Source organism: Pseudomonas sp. SHLD1, from assembly GCF_028640935.1.
Classification (GTDB): domain Bacteria; phylum Pseudomonadota; class Gammaproteobacteria; order Pseudomonadales; family Pseudomonadaceae; genus Chryseomonas; species Chryseomonas aestiva.
In genome coordinates, this window is sequence record NZ_JAQZAD010000013.1 from 453,059 (window position 1) to 474,134 (window position 21,076).

22 protein-coding genes and 1 pseudogene are annotated in these 21,076 nt (G+C 66.4%); 2 read left to right on the forward strand and 21 right to left on the reverse strand.

The window, feature by feature from the left end; all coding sequences use genetic code 11:
• Positions 1 to 195: 195 nt before the first annotated feature.
• The 18 genes and pseudogenes from PVZ77_RS07480 to PVZ77_RS07565 all read right to left on the reverse strand — a co-directional run bounded on the left by PVZ77_RS07480 (position 196) and on the right by PVZ77_RS07565 (position 16,282).
• Positions 196 to 879, reverse strand: a complete 684-nt coding sequence (locus tag PVZ77_RS07480) for an urea carboxylase-associated family protein (RefSeq protein ID WP_273806162.1) — start codon at positions 877 to 879, stop codon at positions 196 to 198.
• 19 nt (positions 880 to 898) lie between these two features.
• Positions 899 to 1,558 carry an amino acid ABC transporter permease gene (locus PVZ77_RS07485; protein ID WP_273806164.1) on the reverse strand — a complete coding sequence of 220 codons (660 nt, stop codon included), beginning with the start codon at positions 1,556 to 1,558 and terminating at the stop codon, positions 899 to 901.
• A complete protein-coding gene (locus PVZ77_RS07490; RefSeq protein WP_273806165.1) occupies positions 1,558 to 2,211 on the reverse strand; it encodes an amino acid ABC transporter permease in 654 nt (217 codons plus the stop codon). The genes PVZ77_RS07485 and PVZ77_RS07490 overlap by 1 nt, the downstream gene beginning before the upstream one ends.
• A 3-nt stretch (positions 2,212 to 2,214) precedes the next feature.
• A pseudogene (locus tag PVZ77_RS07495) lies at positions 2,215 to 2,856 on the reverse strand (urea carboxylase-associated family protein).
• 10 nt (positions 2,857 to 2,866) lie between these two features.
• Positions 2,867 to 3,484, reverse strand: coding sequence for an urea carboxylase-associated family protein (locus PVZ77_RS07500; RefSeq protein ID WP_273806166.1), 618 nt, complete (start codon positions 3,482 to 3,484; stop codon positions 2,867 to 2,869).
• Positions 3,485 to 3,492: 8 nt separating this feature from the next.
• On the reverse strand, positions 3,493 to 4,341 hold the full coding sequence (locus PVZ77_RS07505; protein WP_273806168.1) for a transporter substrate-binding domain-containing protein: 849 nt from the start codon (positions 4,339 to 4,341) through the stop codon (positions 3,493 to 3,495).
• Between the two features lie 200 nt (positions 4,342 to 4,541).
• Positions 4,542 to 5,426, reverse strand: a complete 885-nt coding sequence (locus PVZ77_RS07510) for a MurR/RpiR family transcriptional regulator (RefSeq protein WP_273806169.1) — start codon at positions 5,424 to 5,426, stop codon at positions 4,542 to 4,544.
• Between the two features lie 130 nt (positions 5,427 to 5,556).
• A complete protein-coding gene (locus PVZ77_RS07515) occupies positions 5,557 to 6,264 on the reverse strand; it encodes a FadR/GntR family transcriptional regulator (RefSeq protein WP_273806171.1) in 708 nt (235 codons plus the stop codon).
• Positions 6,265 to 6,328: 64 nt separating this feature from the next.
• Entirely contained in the window at positions 6,329 to 6,667 is a 339-nt protein-coding gene (locus PVZ77_RS07520) for an L-rhamnose mutarotase (protein WP_273806172.1), read from the reverse strand.
• A 39-nt stretch (positions 6,668 to 6,706) separates the two neighbouring features.
• On the reverse strand, positions 6,707 to 7,717 hold the full coding sequence (locus tag PVZ77_RS07525) for a zinc-binding alcohol dehydrogenase family protein (RefSeq protein WP_273806173.1): 1,011 nt from the start codon (positions 7,715 to 7,717) through the stop codon (positions 6,707 to 6,709).
• 111 nt (positions 7,718 to 7,828) lie between these two features.
• Entirely contained in the window at positions 7,829 to 8,845 is a 1,017-nt protein-coding gene (locus PVZ77_RS07530) for an aldo/keto reductase (protein ID WP_273806174.1), read from the reverse strand.
• Positions 8,846 to 8,859: 14 nt separating this feature from the next.
• Positions 8,860 to 9,804, reverse strand: a complete 945-nt coding sequence (locus PVZ77_RS07535; protein WP_273806175.1) for an ABC transporter substrate-binding protein — start codon at positions 9,802 to 9,804, stop codon at positions 8,860 to 8,862.
• Between the two features lie 30 nt (positions 9,805 to 9,834).
• The gene (locus PVZ77_RS07540) at positions 9,835 to 10,821 is read right to left on the reverse strand and encodes an ABC transporter permease (RefSeq protein ID WP_273806176.1); all 987 of its coding nucleotides are present in this window, start codon (positions 10,819 to 10,821) and stop codon (positions 9,835 to 9,837) included.
• Positions 10,822 to 10,858: 37 nt separating this feature from the next.
• A complete protein-coding gene (locus PVZ77_RS07545) occupies positions 10,859 to 12,409 on the reverse strand; it encodes a sugar ABC transporter ATP-binding protein (protein ID WP_273806177.1) in 1,551 nt (516 codons plus the stop codon).
• A 61-nt stretch (positions 12,410 to 12,470) separates the two neighbouring features.
• Positions 12,471 to 12,680 (reverse strand): hypothetical protein, encoded by a 210-nt coding sequence (locus tag PVZ77_RS07550; RefSeq protein ID WP_273806178.1) that lies wholly within the window; start codon positions 12,678 to 12,680, stop codon positions 12,471 to 12,473.
• A gap of 78 nt (positions 12,681 to 12,758) precedes the next feature.
• Positions 12,759 to 13,994: an MFS transporter gene (locus PVZ77_RS07555; protein ID WP_273806179.1), complete on the reverse strand. Its 1,236-nt coding sequence runs from the start codon at positions 13,992 to 13,994 to the stop codon at positions 12,759 to 12,761.
• A 48-nt stretch (positions 13,995 to 14,042) separates the two neighbouring features.
• Positions 14,043 to 15,113: a sugar phosphate isomerase/epimerase family protein gene (locus PVZ77_RS07560; RefSeq protein ID WP_273806180.1), complete on the reverse strand. Its 1,071-nt coding sequence runs from the start codon at positions 15,111 to 15,113 to the stop codon at positions 14,043 to 14,045.
• A 2-nt stretch (positions 15,114 to 15,115) separates the two neighbouring features.
• Positions 15,116 to 16,282, reverse strand: coding sequence for a Gfo/Idh/MocA family protein (locus PVZ77_RS07565; protein WP_273806181.1), 1,167 nt, complete (start codon positions 16,280 to 16,282; stop codon positions 15,116 to 15,118).
• Between the two features lie 162 nt (positions 16,283 to 16,444).
• Here PVZ77_RS07565 and PVZ77_RS07570 point away from each other — a divergent pair, with 162 nt between their 5' ends.
• Complete coding sequence (locus tag PVZ77_RS07570; RefSeq protein ID WP_273806182.1) at positions 16,445 to 17,440, forward strand: LacI family DNA-binding transcriptional regulator; 996 nt, start codon at positions 16,445 to 16,447, stop codon at positions 17,438 to 17,440.
• 15 nt (positions 17,441 to 17,455) lie between these two features.
• Here PVZ77_RS07570 and PVZ77_RS07575 read toward each other — a convergent pair whose 3' ends face one another.
• The 3 genes from PVZ77_RS07575 to PVZ77_RS07585 form a co-directional block, all read right to left on the reverse strand.
• Positions 17,456 to 17,695 carry a hypothetical protein gene (locus PVZ77_RS07575; RefSeq protein ID WP_273806183.1) on the reverse strand — a complete coding sequence of 80 codons (240 nt, stop codon included), beginning with the start codon at positions 17,693 to 17,695 and terminating at the stop codon, positions 17,456 to 17,458.
• Positions 17,696 to 18,089: 394 nt separating this feature from the next.
• Entirely contained in the window at positions 18,090 to 18,302 is a 213-nt protein-coding gene (locus tag PVZ77_RS07580) for a hypothetical protein (protein ID WP_273806184.1), read from the reverse strand.
• A gap of 296 nt (positions 18,303 to 18,598) precedes the next feature.
• The gene (locus PVZ77_RS07585; protein ID WP_273806185.1) at positions 18,599 to 19,486 is read right to left on the reverse strand and encodes a LysR family transcriptional regulator; all 888 of its coding nucleotides are present in this window, start codon (positions 19,484 to 19,486) and stop codon (positions 18,599 to 18,601) included.
• A gap of 203 nt (positions 19,487 to 19,689) precedes the next feature.
• Between PVZ77_RS07585 and PVZ77_RS07590 the strand changes: the two genes are divergently transcribed.
• Positions 19,690 to 21,072, forward strand: coding sequence for a glutamine synthetase family protein (locus tag PVZ77_RS07590; protein ID WP_273806186.1), 1,383 nt, complete (start codon positions 19,690 to 19,692; stop codon positions 21,070 to 21,072).
• The last annotated feature ends 4 nt before the right edge of the window (positions 21,073 to 21,076 follow it).

The following is a 21,076-nucleotide window of genomic DNA, read 5'->3' on the forward strand; positions in this document are numbered from 1 at the left end:
GTGGCCGCTCACGACGGGAACCTTAAGGACTTTGCTGGAAGATTAAAAATATATGAAAAGTCGGTGCTTGATACTTTGAGGATATGGTGAGCGCGGATAGCTTTCTGCCAGCCCGATTGATCGCCGAATGGGCGTAGCCCACCAGGACGCCGGTGGGGCCTGGCGTCCCCCGAGGTGACGCCCGGCAATCGCGACTCAGCCCAACCGTGTTGCCAGCTGTGCGGGTACCCAAGGGCCCCGGAGCGGGATGTGGGGATAGGCGTCGTCGAGGATGCGCAGCTCGGCGTCCTTGGGCGTGTTGTCGCCTTCCCCCTGGATGCTGACGATATCCTGGGGGCAGGCTGAGAACGCCACGAAGCAATCCATTTCCGCGCGCAGGGTGATGAAGTCACCCGGACGGGTCACCGTGGGCAGGGTGTCCAGGTGGATATTGTCCGGCTGTACCCGGATGTTCATGAAGATATTGAAGGAGGCGAGGGTGCGCCGGGGCGGTGTGACACCCAGTTCCAGCATGCCCTCGACCAGGTTGTCGGTGCAGTTCCGGTGGTAGTGGCTGCACCCGAGCAATTCATAGCGACGGCGGTCGCAGGCCGCCATGAAGGTATCGTGGACCCCCGGGGAGGTGTCTTCGACCACGGTCAGGATCGGGTGGCGCTCGCTGGTGACGAAGCTGTCGCCGACCACGGGATTGAGGTGCTGCGTATAGACCCGGGTGGCCTCCATGCACATGTATTCGTTGAGGTCATAGGCGTTCCAGGCCCAGCAATCGACGACCTGGGTACCGTGGGTATTGATGACCTGCACGCTCTGGCCGGTGCGTAGCCGGACGGCCTTGCCGTGACCGGCGGGTATGACGATGGAAGCGGCGGGATGGGACATGGCTGAACCTCGTGGGTGACTAGTGGATGCGATGGCGGGTGAGGCGGCGCTCCCAGGCGCCGGCGGCCGCATCGATGGCGAGCGTGACCAGCCAATAGCTCAAGGCGACCGCGAGATAGATTTCCAGGGGGGCGTAGCTTTCCGAAATGGCCTGCTTGGCGGCGTACATGAACTCCTCGACCGAGACCACCGACAGCAGCGCCGAATCCTTCAGCAGGCCGATGAACAGGCCCGTCGCCGGGGGCAGGGCCACGGGTAGCGCCTGGGCCAGGGCGACATGGCGAAAGCTCTGCCAGCGCGACATTCCCAGGGCGCTGCAGGCCTCGAACTGGCCGGGAGGAATGGCGGCGAAGGCGGCGCGCAGCACCTGGGCGAGATAGGGTCCGTAATACAGGGTCAGGGCCGTCACCCCGACGAGGGGCGAGGACAGGGTGAGTCCGTATTCCGGCAGGATGAAGAAGAGCACATAGATCAGCACCAGCAGCGGCAGGCCCAGAATGAGGTCGGTGTAGCCACGCGCCAGCGTCTGCAGCAGAGGATGGCGTCCGCGCAGCCGGATCCAGGCCAGCAGGGCAGCCAGGAGCAGGGCGGGCAGCGCCGCGAGCAGGGAAAGCTGCAGGGTGTAGGCCAGGCCGGCAAGCAACGACGGGGCGTAGGCCAGGATGATGCCCGGATCCATCAGGTGGTCCTCGCGGTGGCGAAACGTACTTCCAGACGCCGAGCGAGCAACAGGATCGGCCAGCACACCAGCAGGTAGCCGGCGACGACCGGCAGCATCACCGGTCCGGCCTCGTAGGTCCGGGCGATGATCAACTGCCCGGCATAGGTCAGCTCGGTCACGGCGATCACGGACGCCAGGGGCGTGGTCTTGACGATCAGCGTGAATTCGTTGACCAGCGCCGGCAGGCTGCTCCGCAGCGCCTGGGGTGCCAGGACGTGGCGCCAGCACTGCAGGCGGGAGAGTCCCAGGGCCAGGGACGCCTCGGTCTGGCCGCTGGCCAGGTTGCGATAACTTCCCCGCAGGATCTCCGCGGTATAGGCGGCGCTGTTCAGGCCGAGCGCGAGCACCGCTGCCAGCAGCGGTTTGCCGCCCAGGCCGAGCAGCGGCAGCGAGAAGAACACCAGGAACAGCTGGACGATGGAGGGCGTTCCGCGCATCAGGCTGACGTACAGGCGTCCCAGCCGGCTGGGCAGCCAGGCCTGGCGTTGGCGAAGCCACCAGATGACGTGACCGACGCTGAAGCTGAGCAGCGCTGCGGCCAAGGTCAACTCGAGCGTGACCAGCAATCCGGGTCCCAGCTCCGGCAGGATCTTGAGCATCTGTTCCAGCACGGGTTACTCCGGGAAGTCGCTCAGGCTTTCCGCGACCGCAAGCACCACGGCGCCGACCTGATCGTTGCCGGGAATGCCGGTGCAGCAGGTCGAGACGACGAAGAGCATGTCCTGCACCACGCGGCAGGTGATCCGGTCGCCCGCCCTCGTCTGGTTCGGCTGGGGATGCAGGCTGCCATCGCGTTCCAGCGCGACATGCATGAACAGGTTGATGGGGTCCGGAAGCTTGGGCTGTTGCCGACCCAGCCGCGCGAGCTCGGCCTATACCGCTTCGACGCAGCCGGTCTGCGCATAGCCGCGGCTGCGCAGGAAGGCGCTGGTGGAGGCGGGCAGCAGCAGGTCGTGAGTACCCAGGCTGTCCTGGCCCAGGACCATCACCGGGCGCCGCCGGTTGTTCACCAGCCGCATGCCCGAGCCCAGGACATAGGAGTTACTGAATACCCGGGTGTGATGGACCGAGAGATGCACCATGGGATCCCTCTCGCTGAAGCCGAAGAGGCTGGCCACCACACCGGCGTCCCGGGCTTCGATGCGCAGCAACTGACCCCGCTTCACGGCGATCGAACCGGCGCTTCCGGCGCGGACGTCGACACGCTGCACGGGCAGCGGCGCGCGTTCGTCGAGGTGTTCTTTCATCAACAGCATGGGGCGGTCCTCAGGCGGGGGTGGGGGCGGTGTCGGCGATACGGATATCGATGGGCGTCACGTGCAGGCCATTGCCCGGAATGATGTCCTGCGGACAGGAGGACACGGCGCAGACCAGGTCCTTGAGCGCCCGGAACACCACGTGATCGCCCGCCTTGCTCTTGGGGTCGGTGACCTGCATGCGGCCGTCGGCGGTCACCGGTCCGTTCTGGAACAGGTTGAAAGGCTCCGGTACGTTGATCGCCAGCAGGCCGTAGCCGGCCAGCCCTTCGTGCAGGTTGTCCAGGCAGTTGCGGTGGCCGTCCACACCGAAATCGACGCTGAAGCGGGTCGGGTCGCAGGCGGGCACGTTGGCATCGTGGACGCCGATGGTGTCGGCGATCACTTCCAGCAGCGGCTCGTCGGCGGTGGAGTAGAGGCAGTCGCCGACCCTGAAGAACAGCGAATTGAGTCGACGGCGGGTGTGCACCGGGGACAACTGCTCCTCGAGCTGGCCCAGCACGACGGCGACGAAGTCAGCCGCCTGCTGTCCGTCGGTGTCGATGACGGTGAGGTACTGGCCGGCACGGATCTCGAACGTCCGGCCGTGCCCGGCGGGGACGTGCACGTGATGGGTTGGGCAAAGCATGGGAAGACTCACTGGCGGGGGATGAAGTCGGCGGTGGGCAGGTCGAAGCTGACCCCGAGATAGCGCTGTTGCAGCGTTTTCAGTTCGCCGGATTGCGCAAGGGCAATGATTTCGTCGCTGATCACCTTGTTCAGGCGCGCGTCGTCCTTGCGGGTGGCCCAGCTGATCCACTGGCTGTCGCCCAGTTCGCCGACCTGCTTGACCTTGCCGGGCAGCTGCTTGGTCAGCCCGCCCAGCACGGTGAGATCATCGAAGACGAAATCGGCGCGGCGGGTCATGAGCGCGGCCAGGGTCTGGTCGACGCTGTCGACACTGATGATCTTGATCGGAGGGCGCTGCCGGGCCTTCAGTTGGGCATTGAACTGCCTGAGCAGCTGTTCCGGCGCGGTGGTGGCCTTGACCGCAGCGGTCAGGCCGGAGAGGGCTTCGACGGTCAGCGGGGTGGCCGTCACCCGGGTCTCGTCGGCTCGCACCAGGACCGCGTTGACGCTCTTGCCGAAGGGGACGGTGAAGAACACCTTGGCGGCGCGCTCGGCGGTGACGTTGAGCGAGGAGCCTTCGGCGTCGACGGAGCCGGCGATCAACGCCGGGATGATGCCGCTGAAGGCCATCTTCTGGTACTCGAGCGTGACGCCCAGTCTGGCGGCCACCCGCTGCATGATTTCCGGTGTATAGCCGACGATGGTGCCGCTGGCATCCGTGTACTCGTAGGGTGCGAAGGTGGGATCTATGGCCACCACCAGCTTGCCCCTGGCTTTCACGTCATCGAGGGTGTCGGCGCTGGCAGCGCCCAGCAGGCCGAGCCCAAAGGCCAGGGCGGAAAGCGTCACGGCACAGCGATAAGCAAGAGAGGTCATGGGAGCGCCTTGGTCGGAGGGGTGACCCAGGCTTCATCGCAGAAAGCATGCCAGCTAGGGCACCTGCCGTAGCGAGCGCCGTAACCCCTTGAAGAAACTAATGTTTCTAGACAATTTTAATTGAAACATCTGTTTCTTAGGTTCCGGCACGGATCTGATCCGCTGCCTTTATCCGGTGCATGACGAATTGAAATGGTGCGTCAGCGGGGGTTGTCCAGCTCTTCCAGTTGCTGGTGCAGACGCTCGGTGGTCTCCAGATGGGAGGTCTTGCGGCCTGTCAGTTCCTTGCCGACCAGGGAGCAGAGCAGGTTGGTGATGGCCGAGACGCTGCTGTTGCTGTCGAACATCAGGGTGCTTTCGGTGTGGCAGCGGATCACCCAGGTCGCCAGCTGAGCGGGGCTGCCGGCCAGGACATCGGCCAGATAGAGCATGCGGACCCCCAGCTGACCCATCACGGCCATGGTCTTCTCGAGTTGCGGCATCCGCCGCCGCAGCCCGATGCAGATGGCCACATCGTCCGGCCCCAGGCCAGCGAGATATTCGGCCAGGCTGTCGCCGGGCGAGGGTAGCAGCAGGATGTCGTCGCGAACCTGGATCAGGTGGCTGCGAACCATGTGGGCGATGGTCTGGCTATGCCGAAAGCCGATGATGACCACCCGCCGGGCACCGACGATGGCGTGCACGGCGGCGAAGAGTTCGTCCTGATTCAGCGACTGATAGGTCTGCCGGACATTGGCCAGTTCCTGCTCCAGATGATGCTGCAGGAGGTCATCGACCGAGTGCTCGGCGGCGCCGCGGTCCTGCAGATAGAGCGGTGAGCCCCCTCCACGCAGCGCGCGGGCCTGGCGCCGGGCTTCCTCGTAGGAGCCATAGCCGAGCGTACGGAAGAAGCGTGTGGCGGTGGCCTTGGAGACGCCGGCTCGGGTGGCCAGCTCGGTGGCGGTCTGCATGGCGAGTTGGCCAGGAGCGGCCAGGATCACGTCGGACAGCTTCTGCTCCACGACCGACATCTGTTCGTAGCGTGCCTTGATCCGACTTTCCAGGGCGGTGGGTGTCGGTAGCCGAGTCTTGTCGGATGGCAGCATCGAGCGGCTCTGGTCTGCGAAGGGAGGCTGCAGTCTAGCGGCAAAGGCGCTGTCGAGCGTAGTGCTCCCAAGTAGCCGTCGAGCCTGGCGGTTCGGCAGGTATTCGGCCAGGCCCTCGGACGCAGCGCCCTCAATCCTCGCTGGAGGCGAAGCCCTCGAGCCAGCGCGCTTCCGAACAGAGCAGGTGGTGGCGCATGGCGGTCTGGGCACCGATCAGGTCGCGGGCTTCCACGGCGCGCAGGATGGCTTCGTGCTCGGCCACGGCGACGCCCCAGGTCTTCCGGCTTTCCGTCTGCTCGGCGACGTGGGTGGAGAGGGGGCCGTGGCGCTCGTCGAACAGCGAGGTGATGATGCGCACCAGCGTGGAGTTGCCGCTCATCCGGGCCAGGCGGCAGTGGAACTTGCGATCCTCCTCCATGGGGGACAGCCCCTGGGCGATCTTGTCGCTCATGTTCTGGATGCACTTCGCCAGGTAGCGGTAATCGGCCTTGCCGCCCAGGGAACAGGCCAGCACGATGGTCGCGCCCTCGATCATGGCCCGGGCGTGCATCAGCTCCGAAGGACTCTCGCCGAGGGTGGAGGTCCGGGCGCCGTTGTGCAGCAGCGCGGCGTTCACATAGATGCCGGAGCCCTGGCGGACCTCGATGCTGCCTTCGATTTCCAGCGCGATCAGGGCTTCGCGCAGCGACGGCCGGGAGACGCCCAGCGACTGCGCCAGGTCGCGCTCCGGCGGCAGGCGGGTGCCGGCTTCGATGGCGCCCTCGCGGATATGCTGGCGCAGGCGATCCGCGATCTTCTGGTAGAGCTTTCTTTCGGTGGTGGCGGTGGGTAGCGTCATCGGTGAAACCTGCATCTTCAAGGGCTTCAGTATCTCATGGGCTACCCGGAGTGGCGCCAGCGACCTAGGGCAGGGCGGCCAGCTCGAACAGCGGGGTCGCCAGCTGCCACTTCTCCGATCCCGCCTCGGGTGAGGACAGCTGATAGCGCGCCATCAGGGTTTCCCATTCCTGGATCCTGGGATTGCGCTGTTCCAGCTCGTGCAGGCGGGCAAAGGAGAAGTCCGGCCCGGCTTCGAGCAGCATGGTCAGCCGACAGCCGAGGCGCCAGATGGTCATGTTGGCGACGCCGGCTTCGCGCAGATGGGCGATGACCTCGGGCCAGACCGCCGCGTGCTGGCGTTCGTATTCGGCGATGAGCTCGGGATCGTCCCGCAGGTCCAGCAGCAGACAGTAGCGTGTCATGTTCTCGCTCCTCGGCCAGGTGCTGGCCGATCAGACCGTTCAGATTTCGACGATGGCCTTGACGACGCCGCGGGCCGGGTCCAGCAGCTCCGCGAAGCGGGTGGGCAGCTCGGCCAGGTGCAGGCGATGGGTATTGAGCGCCTGGTCCGGGATCAGCCCCTCGCGCAGGCAGCGCTCGACGTGCTGGAAATCCTCGGCGGTGGCGTTGCGACTGCCCAGCAGGGTGGTCTCGCGCTTGTGGAATTCGGGATCGGCGAAGCGAATGTGATCCTTGACCACCGAGATCAGCACATAGCTGCCGGCATGGGCGACGAATTCGAAACCGCGCTCGATGGCCCGGCCGTTGCCGGTGGCGTCGAACACCACGTCGAAGAAGTCGCCCTCGGTCAGCCGCGCCAGTTCGTCCTTGTCGCCGTCACCGACGGTGACCGTGGCCGTGACCTGCAGGTGCTGGCGGCAGAATTCCAGGCGATCGGTGCGGGTGTCGAGGACGGTGACCTGGGCCCCGGCGATGCCGGCGAAAATCGCCGCCGCCATGCCGATCGGACCGGCGCCCACCACCAGCACGCGCTGTGCCTGGCCCAGCCCCGAACGGCGCACGGCATGGGCGCCGATGGCGAGAAATTCCACCATCGCCGCCTGGTCGAGGGTGAGGCCCTCGGCCTTGAAGACGAAGCGGTCGGGCAGGCTGAGGTACTCGGTCAGGGCGCCGTCACGATGCACACCCAGGACCGCGATCTTGGTACAGCAGTTGGTCTTGCCCTGGCGGCAGGCGATGCACTGGCCACAGGAGAGGTAGGGCACCACGTAGACGATATCCCCCGCCTGCAGGCGCCCGCTGTCGTCGGTTTCCTCGACGACGCCGGAAATCTCGTGGCCCATCACCCGCGGGTATTCCAGATAGGGCTGGTTGCCTTCGTAGATGTGCAGGTCGGTCCCGCAGACGCCGACCCGGCGGATACGGATCAGGGTTTCGCCTGCGCCACGGGCGGGCTTGGGGGTATCGCGCGAGACCAGCAGGCCGGGTTTTTCACAGATGACGGTCAGCATAGGGAGACTCCGCATCGCTCGGGATGCACATTGGATTCGGGGCGAGACGCTCGCCGGGCGGGACAGCCAGCGTCCGGCGCCCGGGAGCTGGGTGGCAAGGGCTGTGCGGCTTCATGCCGGGGCGCCTGCCACGGGGGCGTCGGCGTCCAGCAGGCCGCGCTGTTTCAGGGTGCTCCAGAAGTCCGCTGGAATGGGCGTCTGCAGCCAGGCCACGTTGCTGGCCACCTGCTCGGCGCTGCGCGCGCCGATGACCGCCGAGGCGACCGCCGGATGCGCCAGGGGAAATTGCAGGGCCGCGGCGGCCAGCGGGATCGCGAAGTCGCGGCAGACCTCCTGCAGGGCCCGCACCTTGGTCACCACCGCTGGCGGCGCGGCGCCATAGTCGAAGTGCTGGCCACCGGCGAGGATCCCGGAGTTGAAGACCCCGCCGGCGACGATGACGTGGCCCCGGGCCAGGCAGCGATCGAGCAGGGGACTCAGGCTCTCCTGCTCCAGCAGGGTGTAGCGACCGGCCAGCAGGGTGCAGTCCAGCGGGCACTCGTCGAGGCTGTCGACCACGACTTCCCATTCGTTGACGCCCAGGCCGATGGCCTGGACCTGGCCACCGCTGCGCAACTCTTCCAGCGCGCGGAAACCGCCGCCGCGGGTCAGCGCCTGCCAGTGCCGGTCATGCCGCTCGCCGTGGGTGCGGCGGCCGATGTCGTGCACATAGAGGATGTCGATCCGCGCCAGCCCCAGTCGCTGCAGGCTGTCTTCGTGGGACCTCAGGATGGCGTCGTAGCTGTAGTCATAGACCGGCTTGAAGGGCAGCGGCCGGGCCCAGCCGTCATCGTTGGCGCGCTCGCTGCCGTTGGGCGCGAGCAGCCGGCCCACCTTGCTGCTGAGCACGACTTCATCCCGCGGCAATTCGTCGAGAAAGGCCCCGAGGCGATGCTCCGAGCGGCCATAGCCATAGAAGGGCGCCGTATCGAAATAGCGGATGCCCTGCCGCCAGGCGCCGGCCAGGGTGTCGACGGCCTGCGGCAGTGGCATGTCCCGGTACAGTCCGCCCAGCTGGGAGCAGCCGAGGCCGAGCACCGGCAGGGCCAGCGGGCTTTTCGCCAGGGGACGCCGTTCGGAGAGATTCATCGCCAGGCCTCCGCTCAATAGAGCACGTTGCGCGCGTCAGGGCTGTCCAGGTTGGCCTTGTCGATGAGCAGGACGCCGGTGTCGATGAACTTGGGCACCTTCTGCTTCTCGATGACCTTGATCACCGTGGCGACCGATTCCAGGCCCATGCGATAGGAGCTCTGCACCACGATGGCGTCCAGGGTGCCGTCGCGCACGAAGCCCTGCAGGTCCTCGTTGCCGTCGAAGCCGATGGCCTGCAGCTTGCCGGCCTTGCCGGACTGGGCGATGGCCCGCGCCATGCCGACCGCGGTGGGTTCGTTGGCGCCGTAGATGCCCTTGAGGTCGGGGTTGGAGGCCAGGACGTCGGTGGTCTGGTTGAGGGCGTTGGCCATCTGCGACTGGGAATAGAAGGGGCCCACCACGGTCAGCTGCGAATGCTGCTCCAGGTATTTGCGGAAGCCGCCGACCCGGCCCACTTCCGAGCCGGTGCCGGGCACATAGGACATGATGGCGATCTTGCCGGTCTTGCCGACCTTCTCGATCATGCGCTGGGCGGACAGCTCGCCGGCCTTGTTGTTGTCGGTGGAGAGAAAGGACTGGTAGTAGGGCGCGCCGCTTTCCGCCACCGAGGAGTCGATCAGCACCACCGGGATATGGGCTTCCCAGGCCTGCTTGATGGCCGGGACCAGGGCGTCCGGGTCGGACGGCGCCAGCACGATGCCCGAGACGCCGCGGTTGACGGCATTGACCACCATGTTCACCTCGTCGGCGATCGCCGATTCCGAGGCCGGTCCCTGGAAGGTGACCTTGTAGCTGGTGTGCTGCTTGGCGGTTTCCTGCACGCCCTTCTGCACGTTCTGCCAGTAGTTGGAGTTGGCACTCTTGACGATGACGGCGATCTCGCCGTTACCGGCCAGCGCCAGGGAGGTCGCGGCGGAGAGGGCGACACCCAGGACCACTTTCTTGAAGTTTTTCATCGGTCGTTCCTTGTTGTTGTTATCGAGGGTTCACTTCTTGCGGTTGCGGAGCTGGTCGATACAGACGGTCAGCAGGATCACCAGGCCGATGATGATCTGCTGGGTGAAACTGGAGACGCCGAGCATGTTGAGGCCGTTGCGCAGCACGCCGATGGTGAAGGCGCCGATCAGGGTGCCCGACACGCTGCCGATGCCACCGGAGAGGGAGGTGCCGCCGATCACCGCGCTGGCGATGGCGTCCAGTTCGTACATCACCCCTTCGTTCGGCTGGGCGGTGACCAGGCGCGACATCAGCACCGCGCCGGTCAGGCCGGCCAGCACGCCGGACAGCACATAGGTGAAGAGAGTGACCGCGCGCACCTTGACCCCGGAGAGCCGCGCCGCTTCGGCGTTCGAGCCCACGGCATAGATGTGGCGGCCCAGGCGGGTGCGGCTGAGCACCAGCCACAGGGCGATGGCCAGGACGATCATGATGATCACCGGGTAGGGGATGCCCGGAAAGATCACGTTGGGAAAGCCGTCGTCGCCGATGCGCTCGATGCGGCCCAGGGTGCCGTTGCCGAGCACCCCGAACGCGGCACCAAGTCCGGAGACGGGCTGGGCGTCGGTCAGCCGCAGCGCCAGGCCGCGGGCCACCAGCATCATGCCCAGGGTGGCGATGAAGGGCGGCAGCTTGACCAGGGTCACGAACAGGCCATTGATCGCGCCGCAGATCCCGCCGACGATCAGGCCGACCAGGATGCCCACCTCGATGGACGCGCCGGCCTTGACCGCCATGGCGTTGGCCACGCCGGCCAGGGCCAGCACCGACCCCACCGAGAGGTCGATGCCGCCGGTGATGATCACCGCCGTCGCACCGAGGCCGAGAAAGGCGATGGAGGTGACCTGCAAGGCCACACTCATGCCGTTGCCCATGGTGAGGAAGGCACTGCTCATGGAGGAAAACACCGCGATCAGGGCCAGGAGGCTGACCAGGGCGCCAAACTTCTGCAGAAATTCTTTTTGTTTTTCGGTCATTTCTCTGTCTCGCTCGACACGCGTGGGCGAGCTGCCGTCAGTGCGACGTGCAGCCGGAGGCGTAGTGCATGATCTGGTCCTGGGACGTGGCCCGGGTCTCGACGTCACCGGTCAGGCGACCTTCGTGAAAGACCAGGATCCGATCGCTCATGCCCAGCAATTCCGGCAGCTCAGAACTGATCAGGACGACGCCGATGCCCTGGGCCGCCAGCTGGTCCATCATTTCGTAGATGGCGTACTTGGCGCCGACGTCGATACCCCGGGTGGGCTCGTCGAAGAACATGATCCGGGCGTCGCGGAACAGCCATTTGCCGATGATGATCTTTTGCTGGTTGCCGCCCGAGAGGTAGCGGGTGACCTTGTCGATCGAGGGCGTGCGGATGTCCAGCCGCCGCACGTAGTCCTGGGCGACCCGCGCCTCCTCGCCGAAACGGATGAAGCCCAGCGGCCCGCAGAGGGCATCCAGATTGGCCAGGGTCAGGTTGTGCGCCAGCGTCATCTTGACCGCCAGGCCGTCCTTCTTGCGGTCTTCGGACAGGTAGGCAATGCCCTGGTCGATCCCGTCGCGCGGACTGCGGAGGGTGACCGCGCGGCCGTTGATCTCCACCTGGCCGGCATCCAGCCGATCGGCGCCAAAGATCGCCCGGGCGATCTCGGTGCGCCCGGCGCCCATGAGGCCGGCGAAGCCGAGGATCTCGCCGCGGCGCAATTCGAAGCTGATGTCCTGGAAGACCCCCTTGCGGGTCAGGCCCTGCGCCCGCAGCAGCACCTCGCTGGTGGGCACCGAGGTGCGCGGCGGGAATTTCTCATCGAGGGAGCGCCCGACCATGCCCGCCACGATGGCGTCGACACTGGTGTCGGCAAAGCGCTGGGTGGAGACGTAGCGACCGTCGCGCAGGATGGTCACCCGGTCGACGATGTGGCGCATCTCGTCCAGCCGGTGGGAAATGTAGAGCATGCCGACGCCGCGCGCCTTGAGGTCCTGGATGACCTTGAACAGCGCCTGGGTCTCGCTTTCGGTCAGCGAGGAGGTCGGTTCGTCGAGGATGAGCACCCGGGCGTCCAGCGACAGCGCCTTGGCGATCTCCACCATCTGCTGCTGGGCCACCGACAGCTTGGCCACCGGGGCGCGGGGACTGATGGCCACGCCCAGGCGGGCCAGGCAGGCTTCGGTGTCCGCCTGCATCTTGCGCCTGTCGATCAGGCCGAAGCGCACCGGCTCGCGGGCCAGGAAGATGTTTTCCGCCACCGTGAGGTGGGGCACCAGATTGAGTTCCTGGTGAATGATGGCGATGCCCACATGCTCGGCTTCCGACACGGACTTGAAGTGCCGCTCCTCGCCGAGGTAGTGAATCCGTCCCTCGTCGGGCGGCTGCTGGCCGCTGACGATCTTCATCAGGGTGGACTTGCCGGCGCCGTTCTCGCCGCAGATGGCGTGGACTTCACCCGGGTAGAGGCTGAGGCTGACGTCGTCGAGGGCCACGACGCCGGGAAAGCGCTTGGAAATGTTTTCGAGCGTCAGGCAGGGCGCGGGCGCGGCCGGTACGGGGCCGCCACCTTCGCCGCGGGGCGATGGGGTATCCAGCATGGTGCTCTCTCTTGTTGTTGTTCTAGGGGTGTGCCCTATGTGAGATCCATGGCAGGGAAAGCTACACCCCCGTTCGGATATCTGGCAAGACCAATTGGATTTTTTCGAATTGGTCTTGCCAGATTGCGGCCTGGTTGATGAAAACCTCATGGCGCAGGGCAGGCGATGGGTGACGGACGGACCAGGCGTTCAGCACGGCGCGGCTTGGCGGGGAGACAGGCGCGGGATAGCGACGGATGGGGCTGACCAGTAGGCGCAGCGCCTGGTCCATGGGCCCCTCTGAAGTGCATGGGGAAAGGCGCTTTGGGTGGCCCGCCGCTGTTCAGGCCGGGCCACCGAGCGAGACGCCCTAGCGCACGGGCGCAGCCGCCGCGGCGCGTGCCGGACGGGCGTCGCGGAAGGTGACCAGAAAGGCCAGCAGCACGCCCAGGGAGAACACCGCCGGGAACAGCCAGATGCCCTGCCAGTCATGGCCGGCGGCGCTGGCATAGTGATCCGAGACCATGCCGGCCACCCGGAAGCCGACCAGCATGCCCACGCCGTAGGTGGCCAGGGTGATCAGGCCCTGGGCCGCACTCTTGTTCGCCTCGCCGGCCTTGGCGTCGGTATAGATCTGCCCGGAGACGAAGAAGAAGTCGTAGCAGACGCCATGCAGGGCGATGCCCAGCAGCAGGTAGGCGAGGGCGTCACCCTGGGCGCCCAGGGCGAAGCAGCCATAGCGCACCGCCCAGGCCAGCATCCCCACCAGCAGGGTGCGCTTGAGGCCGAAGCGGCGGATGAACAGCGGCAGGAGCAGCATGAAGCCCACCTCGGACACCTGGCCGAGGGTCATCATGCCGGTGGGGTTGGCGACACCCAGTTCGGCGAGAAAGAGGTTGGCGTTCTGGTAGTAGAAGGCCAGCGGAATGCAGATCAGCACCGAGGCGGCGAAGAACACCGCGAAGCTGCGGTCCTTGAGCAGGCGCAGGGCGTCCAGGCCAAGCATCGCGCCCAGGCCGCCGCGGGTGGCCGGCAGCGGCGCGGTGCGCGGCAGGCTGAAGCTGTAGAGACCGAGGAGGAGGGAGGCCGCGGCGCCGAGCAGGAAGGTGTTGCGCAGGGCGCCGGCGGCGATGCCGCTGCGGCTGTCCCAGGCGAAGACGAAGCTGATCGCCAGCCCGGCGGCGATCCAGCCCAGGGTGCCCCAGACGCGGATCCGGGCGAACTGCCGGGCCGGATCGGCCAGGTGGCGGAAGGCCACGGAATTGGCCAGCGCCAGGGTCGGCATGTAGCAGAGCATGTAGGCCAGCACCAGCGGATAGAAGGTGGTGAAATCGGCCGCCGCATAGAGCTGGTAGAGCAGCACCGCGCCGGCCAGGTGCAACAGGCCGAGGATGCGCTCGGCGTTGAAGTAGCGATCGGCGATCAGGCCGACCACGAAGGGCGCCAGGATCGCGCCCCAGGACTGGGTGGCGAAGGCCTGGCCGATCTGGCCACCATTGGCGCCCAGGGTGTTGCCGAGAAAGGTCGCCAGGGTGACGAACCAGCTGCCCCAGATGAAGAACTGCAGGAACATCAGGGTGCTCAGGCGTAGCGAAAGTGCGTTCATCGTCGATTCCTTGTTGTGGGTTATGTGACGAAAAAACGAGCGGGGTCCTTACTCCAGGCCGAGCATCCGCCGATTGCGCGCCGGGTCGGCGTCGCTGCCGGCGAAGTCGTCGAAGGCGCGGGTGGCCGGCTGGATCAGGTGACGCTGGATGAAGGGCGCCCCTTCGGCCGCGCCCTGGGCCGCGTCCTTGAGGCAGCATTCCCATTCCAGCACCGCCCAGCCGTCGAAGCCGTACTGGGTGAGCTTGCTGAAGATGGCGCCGAAATCGACCTGCCCGTCGCCCAGTGAGCGGAAGCGCCCCGGCCGCTCGGCCCAGTCCTGGTAGCCGCCATAGACGCCGCTGCGCGCATCGGGACGGAATTCCGCGTCCTTGACGTGGAACATGCCGATGCGCGCGTGATAGCGGTCAATGAAGCCCAGGTAGTCCAGCTGCTGCAGGACGAAATGGCTGGGGTCATAGAGGATCCGCGCCCGGGGATGGTCGTCCACCGCCGCCAGGAAGCGCTCGAAGGTGGCGCCGTCGTGCAGGTCTTCGCCCGGATGCAATTCGAAGCAGAGGTCGATGCCTTCTTCGCCATAGACGTCGAGGATGGGGCGCCAGCGACGGGCCAGTTCGGCGAAGCCCTCGTCCACCAGGCCCGCCGGACGCTGCGGCCAGGGATAGACATAGGGCCAGAGCAGGGCGCCGGAAAAGCTCGCCACCGCCTTGAGGCCGAGTCGGCGACTGGCCTTGGCGGCCAGCTTGAGCTGCTTGACCGCCCAGGCCTGGCGCTCTTCCGGACGACCGCGCAGTGCCGGCGGGGCAAAGGCGTCGAAGGCCTCGCTGAAGGCCGGATGCACGGCCACCAGCTGGCCTTGCAGATGGGTCGAGAGTTCGCTGATGGCCACTCCGGCGTCGGCGCATTGCCCGAGCAGTTCGTCGCAATAGTCCTGGCTGGCGGCGGCGCGTTCCAGATTCGGGCACTGGGGGCCCAGCGTCGGCAGCTGGATGCCGCGGTAGCCGAGGTCCGCCGCCCAGCGCGCCAGATTGGGCAGGGTGTCGAAGGGCGGCTTGTCGTCGAGAAACTGGGCGAGAAAGATCGCCGGGCCCTTGAGGCCGGGACGAGCGTTGGCGGCCATGTTCAGGCTCCTGGGGTCGGTAGGGGGGTCCAGGCGCCCTGGTGCCGATGGCTGGCCAGGGCGGTTTCGATAAAGGCCAGGCCGCGCCAGCCCGTGCGGATGCCGGGCAGGCCGGGCGCGGGATCGGCGGGATCGCGAATGGCCGCGGCCAACTGGCGATAGAGATTGGCCAGGGCTTCGAGATAGCCCTCCGGGTGCCCGGCGGGCAGGCGCAGGCGCTGCTGGGTGCCGGCACTCAGCCAGGGCAGGCCGAGGCCGGCGCGCAGGTCCTGTGGCGGTTGGTCGAGGCTGCGCTGCAGCAGGCTGTTGGGCTCCTGCTGCCGCCATTCCAGACTGCCGCGTTCTCCGTAGAGGCGGATGCGCAGGCCATTTTCCTCGCCAATGCAGACCTGGCTGGCCAATAGGCTGCCACTGGCGCCCGCGGCGGTCTCGAACAGCACCATGACATCGTCGTCCAGCCGCCGACCGGGCAGGTGGCTGCGCAGGTGGGCGCTGAGGCGGGTGATGGGCTGGCCGCCGATGAATTCGGCCAGGCTGAAGGCATGGGTGCCGATGTCGCCCAGGCAGCCGCCCGGGCCGGAGGCGGCCGGATCGTCGCGCCAGGCCGCCTGCCGATTGCCGGTGGCGGCCAGATCCTCGGCGAGCCAGCCCTGGGGGTATTCCACATGGATCTTGCGCAGTGCCCCCAGCTCACCCCGGGCGACCCGCTCGCGGGCCTCCCATACCAGGGGATAGCCGAGGTAGCTGTGGGCCAGGGCATAGCGCAGGGGCAGGGCGGCCAGCGTGTCCGCCAGGCTCTGTACCTGGGCCAGCGAGATACCGGCGGGTTTTTCCGAGAAGACGTGGAAGCCGGCGGTCAGGGCCGCCTGGGCGATGGGTACATGGAGGTCGTTGGGTGTGACGATCACCAGCAACTCGACCCGCTGCTCGGCGGGCAGCCGGGCTTCTTCGGCCAACAGGTCCTGCCAGGAGGCATAGACCCGCCGGGGCGCCAGGCCGAGTTCGCGGCCGGTCGCGCCGTTGTTCGCGGGATCACGGCTGAAGGCGCCGCAGACCAGTTCGAGGGCGCCATCCAGGGCCGCGGCGCGGCGGTGGGCCGCGCCGATGAAGGCGCCCTGGCCGCCACCGATCATGCCGTAGCGGACCTTGCCGCCGGTTTGAGCCTGCATCCTCTTACCCTCGGTTTATTGTTGTGTTGAGTGTAACCGGTTACATCTGGGGATATTTGGAGCCCGTGGCGATCGTTAGTCAAGCGCCCGGCGGACGTACGGCTTGCCCGCACGCAGGGCTTTGCGCACAGTGACAACCTTTCCCACGCTCACCGAGGCCGCATGTCCAATATCCGCAGGGTCGCCGAGCTGGCCGGGGTTTCGGTCGCTACCGTGTCGCGCACCCTGAAGAATCCCGAGGTGGTGGCGCCGGCGACCCGCGAGCGGGTGCAGGCCGCCGTGACCGCGGCCAACTACCGGCCCAATGGGATGGCGGTGCAGTTCCGTTCGCGACGCACCGGCAATCTGGTGGTGCTGGTGCCGCTGATCGCCAACAGCTTCTTCGCCCGCGTCATCGCCGGGATCCAGCAGGCGGCCCAGGCGGCGGGGTATCGGGTGTTGCTGTGCGATACCGCGGGCGACGAGGCCCGTGAGCGCGAGTACGCCGAGCTGGTCTATGCGCGGCAGGCGGATGGGGTGATCCAGTTGCGCGCCTTCGATCCCTTCGCCGGTGACCCCGACGCGCCGCCGGTGGTGAATGCCTGCGAGGTGCTTGCCGAGCACTCCTGGCCCAAGGTGCGGCTGGACAACCGTGCCGCCGCCCGCTGCCTCACCGAACACCTTTTGGCACTGGGTCACAGGCGCATCGCCCTGATCAAGGGCCCGGAAGACAGCCCGCTGACCCTGGAGCGCCTGGCCGGTTACCGCGAGGCGCTCACCCGGGCCGGTATCCCGCTGGACCCGGATCTGCAGCACCCGGGCGATTTCACCCTGGCCGCCGGCGGCGCCGCGGCCCGGGCGCTGCTGGGACTGCCGGAGCGACCAACCGCGCTGTTCTGCTGCAGTGACGAGATGGCGATCGGCGCACTCCAGACCCTTCGCGGCGCTGGGCTGCGGGTGCCCGAGGACCTGTCCCTGGCCGGCTTCGACGACATTGCCTTCGCGGCCTACAGCGATCCTCCGCTGACGACCATCGCCCAACCCGCGGAGGCCTTCGGCCAGCGGGCCGTCGCCCTGTTGCTGGAGATCCTCAGCGGCGCGGCGCCGACCCAGCGGGAGGTGGTGTTGCCCTTCGAGCTGGTGGTGCGGGGCAGCACTGGCGCCTGCGGCCTCCGCTGAGGTCTCGGGGAGCGGCTAGTCCGTGCGGGATGCACGGACCAGCGCCAGCCGCTCGCGGATGTAGCTGTCGTTGTTGATCGCCTGCGTATCGAAGGGGATGGCCACGGCCCGGGTGTCGGAGCGCGAATACAGGCGCGCGAAGATCGAACCGTCGGGGCAGGTGGGGCTCACCAGAACGGTCCAGTCGGCCAGTTCACGACTCAGACGCTGCATCAGGAACTGCGTCGGCAGGGTTGCGGGATTGACGTTGTTCATTGGTCTTGCCTTGGCTTGTTGCAATGGTTTCGACGGGTACTCGGCGCCTCTCCGCCTGCCGATCACCGCGCATGATCGATTCGGGTTTGGGTCCCAGCCTCTCCAGTACGCGGCACAGCGGCGACGGTCGCGCCCGGCTGCGACGCACCCCGGTGTCGGTCGAGAGGGTTGGCTGCCGGGGCACGTTCTCGAGGTTCAGTTTTTCCAGGATGGCATCGTGCGGGCGGCGAGCGCTTTGGCCAGCAGCGGCGGGTGGGCGCTCATCCCGGTCATGCGTGGGTGTCTCCCTGGTCAGGGTGAGGACGCAGGCAACGCTGTCCATGCGGGTGCGGTGACCCTTGTCCGGCACGGCGCCGGGCCGCGCCTTGCCGGGCAGTACCGCGGCAGTGGTGAGCTAATGCGCATCGGTCGCCAGTCTCACTGCCACTTCCTCGACCAGTTGTATGGTTTCCGCCGTCAGGGCTTCGAACTGGAAGAGGATCTCCTGCAGTTCCGAACTGCCCATGTCGACATTGCGCAATTGATCGATTCTCAAGGTAAGCAGTCGGTGAATATTCAACAGGCAATCGCGGTCGGGATTTTGGGGTATGGCGAAGCGGGCGCTCATCGTTGTCTCCGTGGAAGTTGACCACCATGACTCTCGATATCGCCTAACTGGCTTGTTTTTTAAGGCAATTGGTCGCCGACGGCCTACCTGGAAACGCCGCTTTTCGTGCTTGACTCCAAGTGTCCGAAGAGCACTCCCAGGCGCTTTGTCGCGTTAATGACCTTATCTTCAAAAAGTGCGTCAAGAAGGCGTGAAAAATTCGTAAAAAACGCTGATAGATAATTATTTTAGTGGAGTGTTGTTCTACGAAACTGGTCGCCAAGTTGACCTTGAAACCGACGAACGAGCGCGTCGCTTCAGGCCTGGCAGACATCCACTATCCGAGCTTTCAACAGATTCGCCAGTTCATCGAAGAGAATCTGCACCGAGCGCAGCGACAGATTGTCGGGGCGGGTCAGCAGCCAGATATCGGTGTCGCAGCCGGGCAGCGCCGGGCCCAGGCGTTCGACGCCGTCGAGGCTACTGATCATGAAGTCGGGGAGGGCGGCGATACCGAGACCGGCGCCGACCAGGCTGCCGACCGAGGACATGCTGCTGCAGCGATAGCGCGGGGTGAGGCTGGGGTAGGCCTGGCGCAGCCAGGTGACCGAGACATGATCGGCGAGGGAATCGTCCGGGGCTATCCAGGGCAACTCGGTGGCCAGCTGGCCGTAACCGGCGCGATGGCGCTCGTGGCCGCAGACGAAGTAGGAGCTGCGGCCGAGCCGGCGGCCGATCAGGTGTTCCGGCGGCGCGTTGGACAGGCGCAGAGCGATGTCCGCATCCCGCCGGCTCAGGCTGGCGAAGGTGTTGGAGGTGGCGACTTCCAGGGCGACCGCGGGATAGCGCGGCATGAGCTCGGCGAGCGCTGGCAGGAGCAGGCTGCGCAGGACGGCATCGGTGCAGGTCAGGCGGACCGTGCCGCTGATGACGTTCTTGCCCTGGGTGAGGGCGATCCGCGCCGCCTCCAGCGCCTGTTCGGCGCGCTCGGCCTGTTCGGCGAGGGCCTTGGCGCTCTGGGTCGGGGTATAGCCGCGGCGGGTCTTGTCGAACAGCGCCACCTGCAGATTGGCTTCGAGCTTGCGGATGGCGCGAAAGACCGTGGAGACGTCCACCTGCAACTGCTCGGCCGCTCTGGCCAGGGTCCGGCCGCGCACCAGGGCGAGGATCAGCCTGAGATCGGCATGGCCTATCTGATATTGCATCCGTGCATTCTTCCTTTGCCAATTTGCCGATATGGGTTGCGCTCATGCCAATTTATACTGGCCCAGCCCGTCGAGGGCAATCAGGTGGAAGGGCGGACCCTGGCAAAGAGGGTCGCCGCCTGCAGCAACCACCGCCCACAGCCACGCTGCAAGACCCGCACGACCAAGCACAACGAAGCGGGCCAGCGTCAAGGATGCCTCCCATGAATGCGATATCCCCCCGCGTCGTCCAGCTCACCGAAGCCAACGGCTTTCTCAAGGAGCACCCGGAAATCCAGTACGTCGATCTGTTGATCACCGACATGAACGGCGTCATCCGCGGCAAGCGCGTCGAGCGGGCCAGTCTCTCCAAGGTCTATGAGCGCGGCATCAATCTGCCGGCCTCGCTGTTCGCCCTGGACATCAACGGCTCCACGGTGGAAAGCACCGGCCTGGGCCTGCACATCGGCGATGCCGACCGCACCTGCTTTCCCATCCCCGGCACCCTGAGCTACGAGCCCTGGCAGAAGCGCCCGACCGCGCAACTGCTGATGACCATGCACGAGCAGGACGGCTCGCCGTTCTTCGCCGATCCGCGCGAGGTGCTGCGGCGGGTGGTGAAGAAGTTCGACGACCTGGGCCTGATCATCTGCGCCGCCTTCGAACTGGAGTTCTATCTGATCGACCAGGAGAACGTGAACGGTCGGCCGCAGCCGCCGCGGTCACCGATCTCCGGCAAGCGACCGGTCTCCACCCAGGTCTATCTGATCGATGACCTGGACGAATACGTGGACTGCCTGCAGGACATGCTCGAAGGCGCCAAGGAGCAGGGGCTGCCGGCGGATGCCATCGTCAAGGAATCCGCGCCGGCGCAATTCGAGGTCAACCTGCACCACGTCGAGGACGCCATCAAGGCCTGCGACCATGCGGTGCTGCTCAAGCGGCTGATCAAGAACATTGCCTACGACCATGAGATGGATTCCACCTTCATGGCCAAGCCCTATCCCGGTCAGGCCGGTAACGGTCTGCACGTACACATCTCGCTGCTGGACAAGCAGACCGGGCAGAACATCTTCGCCACCGATGATCCCGAGCATCATGGGCCGCTGCGCCATGCCATCGCCGGTATCCTGGAAACCCTGCCGGCGTCGATGGCCTTCCTCTGTCCGAACGTCAATTCCTACCGCCGCTTCGGCGCCCAGTTCTATGTGCCCAACGCGCCGAGCTGGGGGCTGGACAACCGCACCGTGGCGGTGCGCGTGCCCACCGGCAGCAGCGAGGCGATCCGCATCGAGCACCGTGTCGCCGGGGCCGACGCCAATCCCTATCTGATGATGGCCTCGATCCTCGCCGGCATTCACCACGGTATGACCCAGCGCCTGGAGCCCTGCGCCCCGGTCAGTGGCAACTCCTACGAGCAGCTCGAACAGAGCCTGCCGAACAACCTGCGCGACGCCCTGCGCCGGCTGGACGACAGCGCGGTGATGAACCAGTACATCAGCCCCGAGTACATCGACATCTTCGTCGCCTGCAAGGAAGCCGAGCTGGAAGAATTCGAGACCACCATCTCCGATCTCGAATACAACTGGTACCTGCATACCGTCTAGGAGG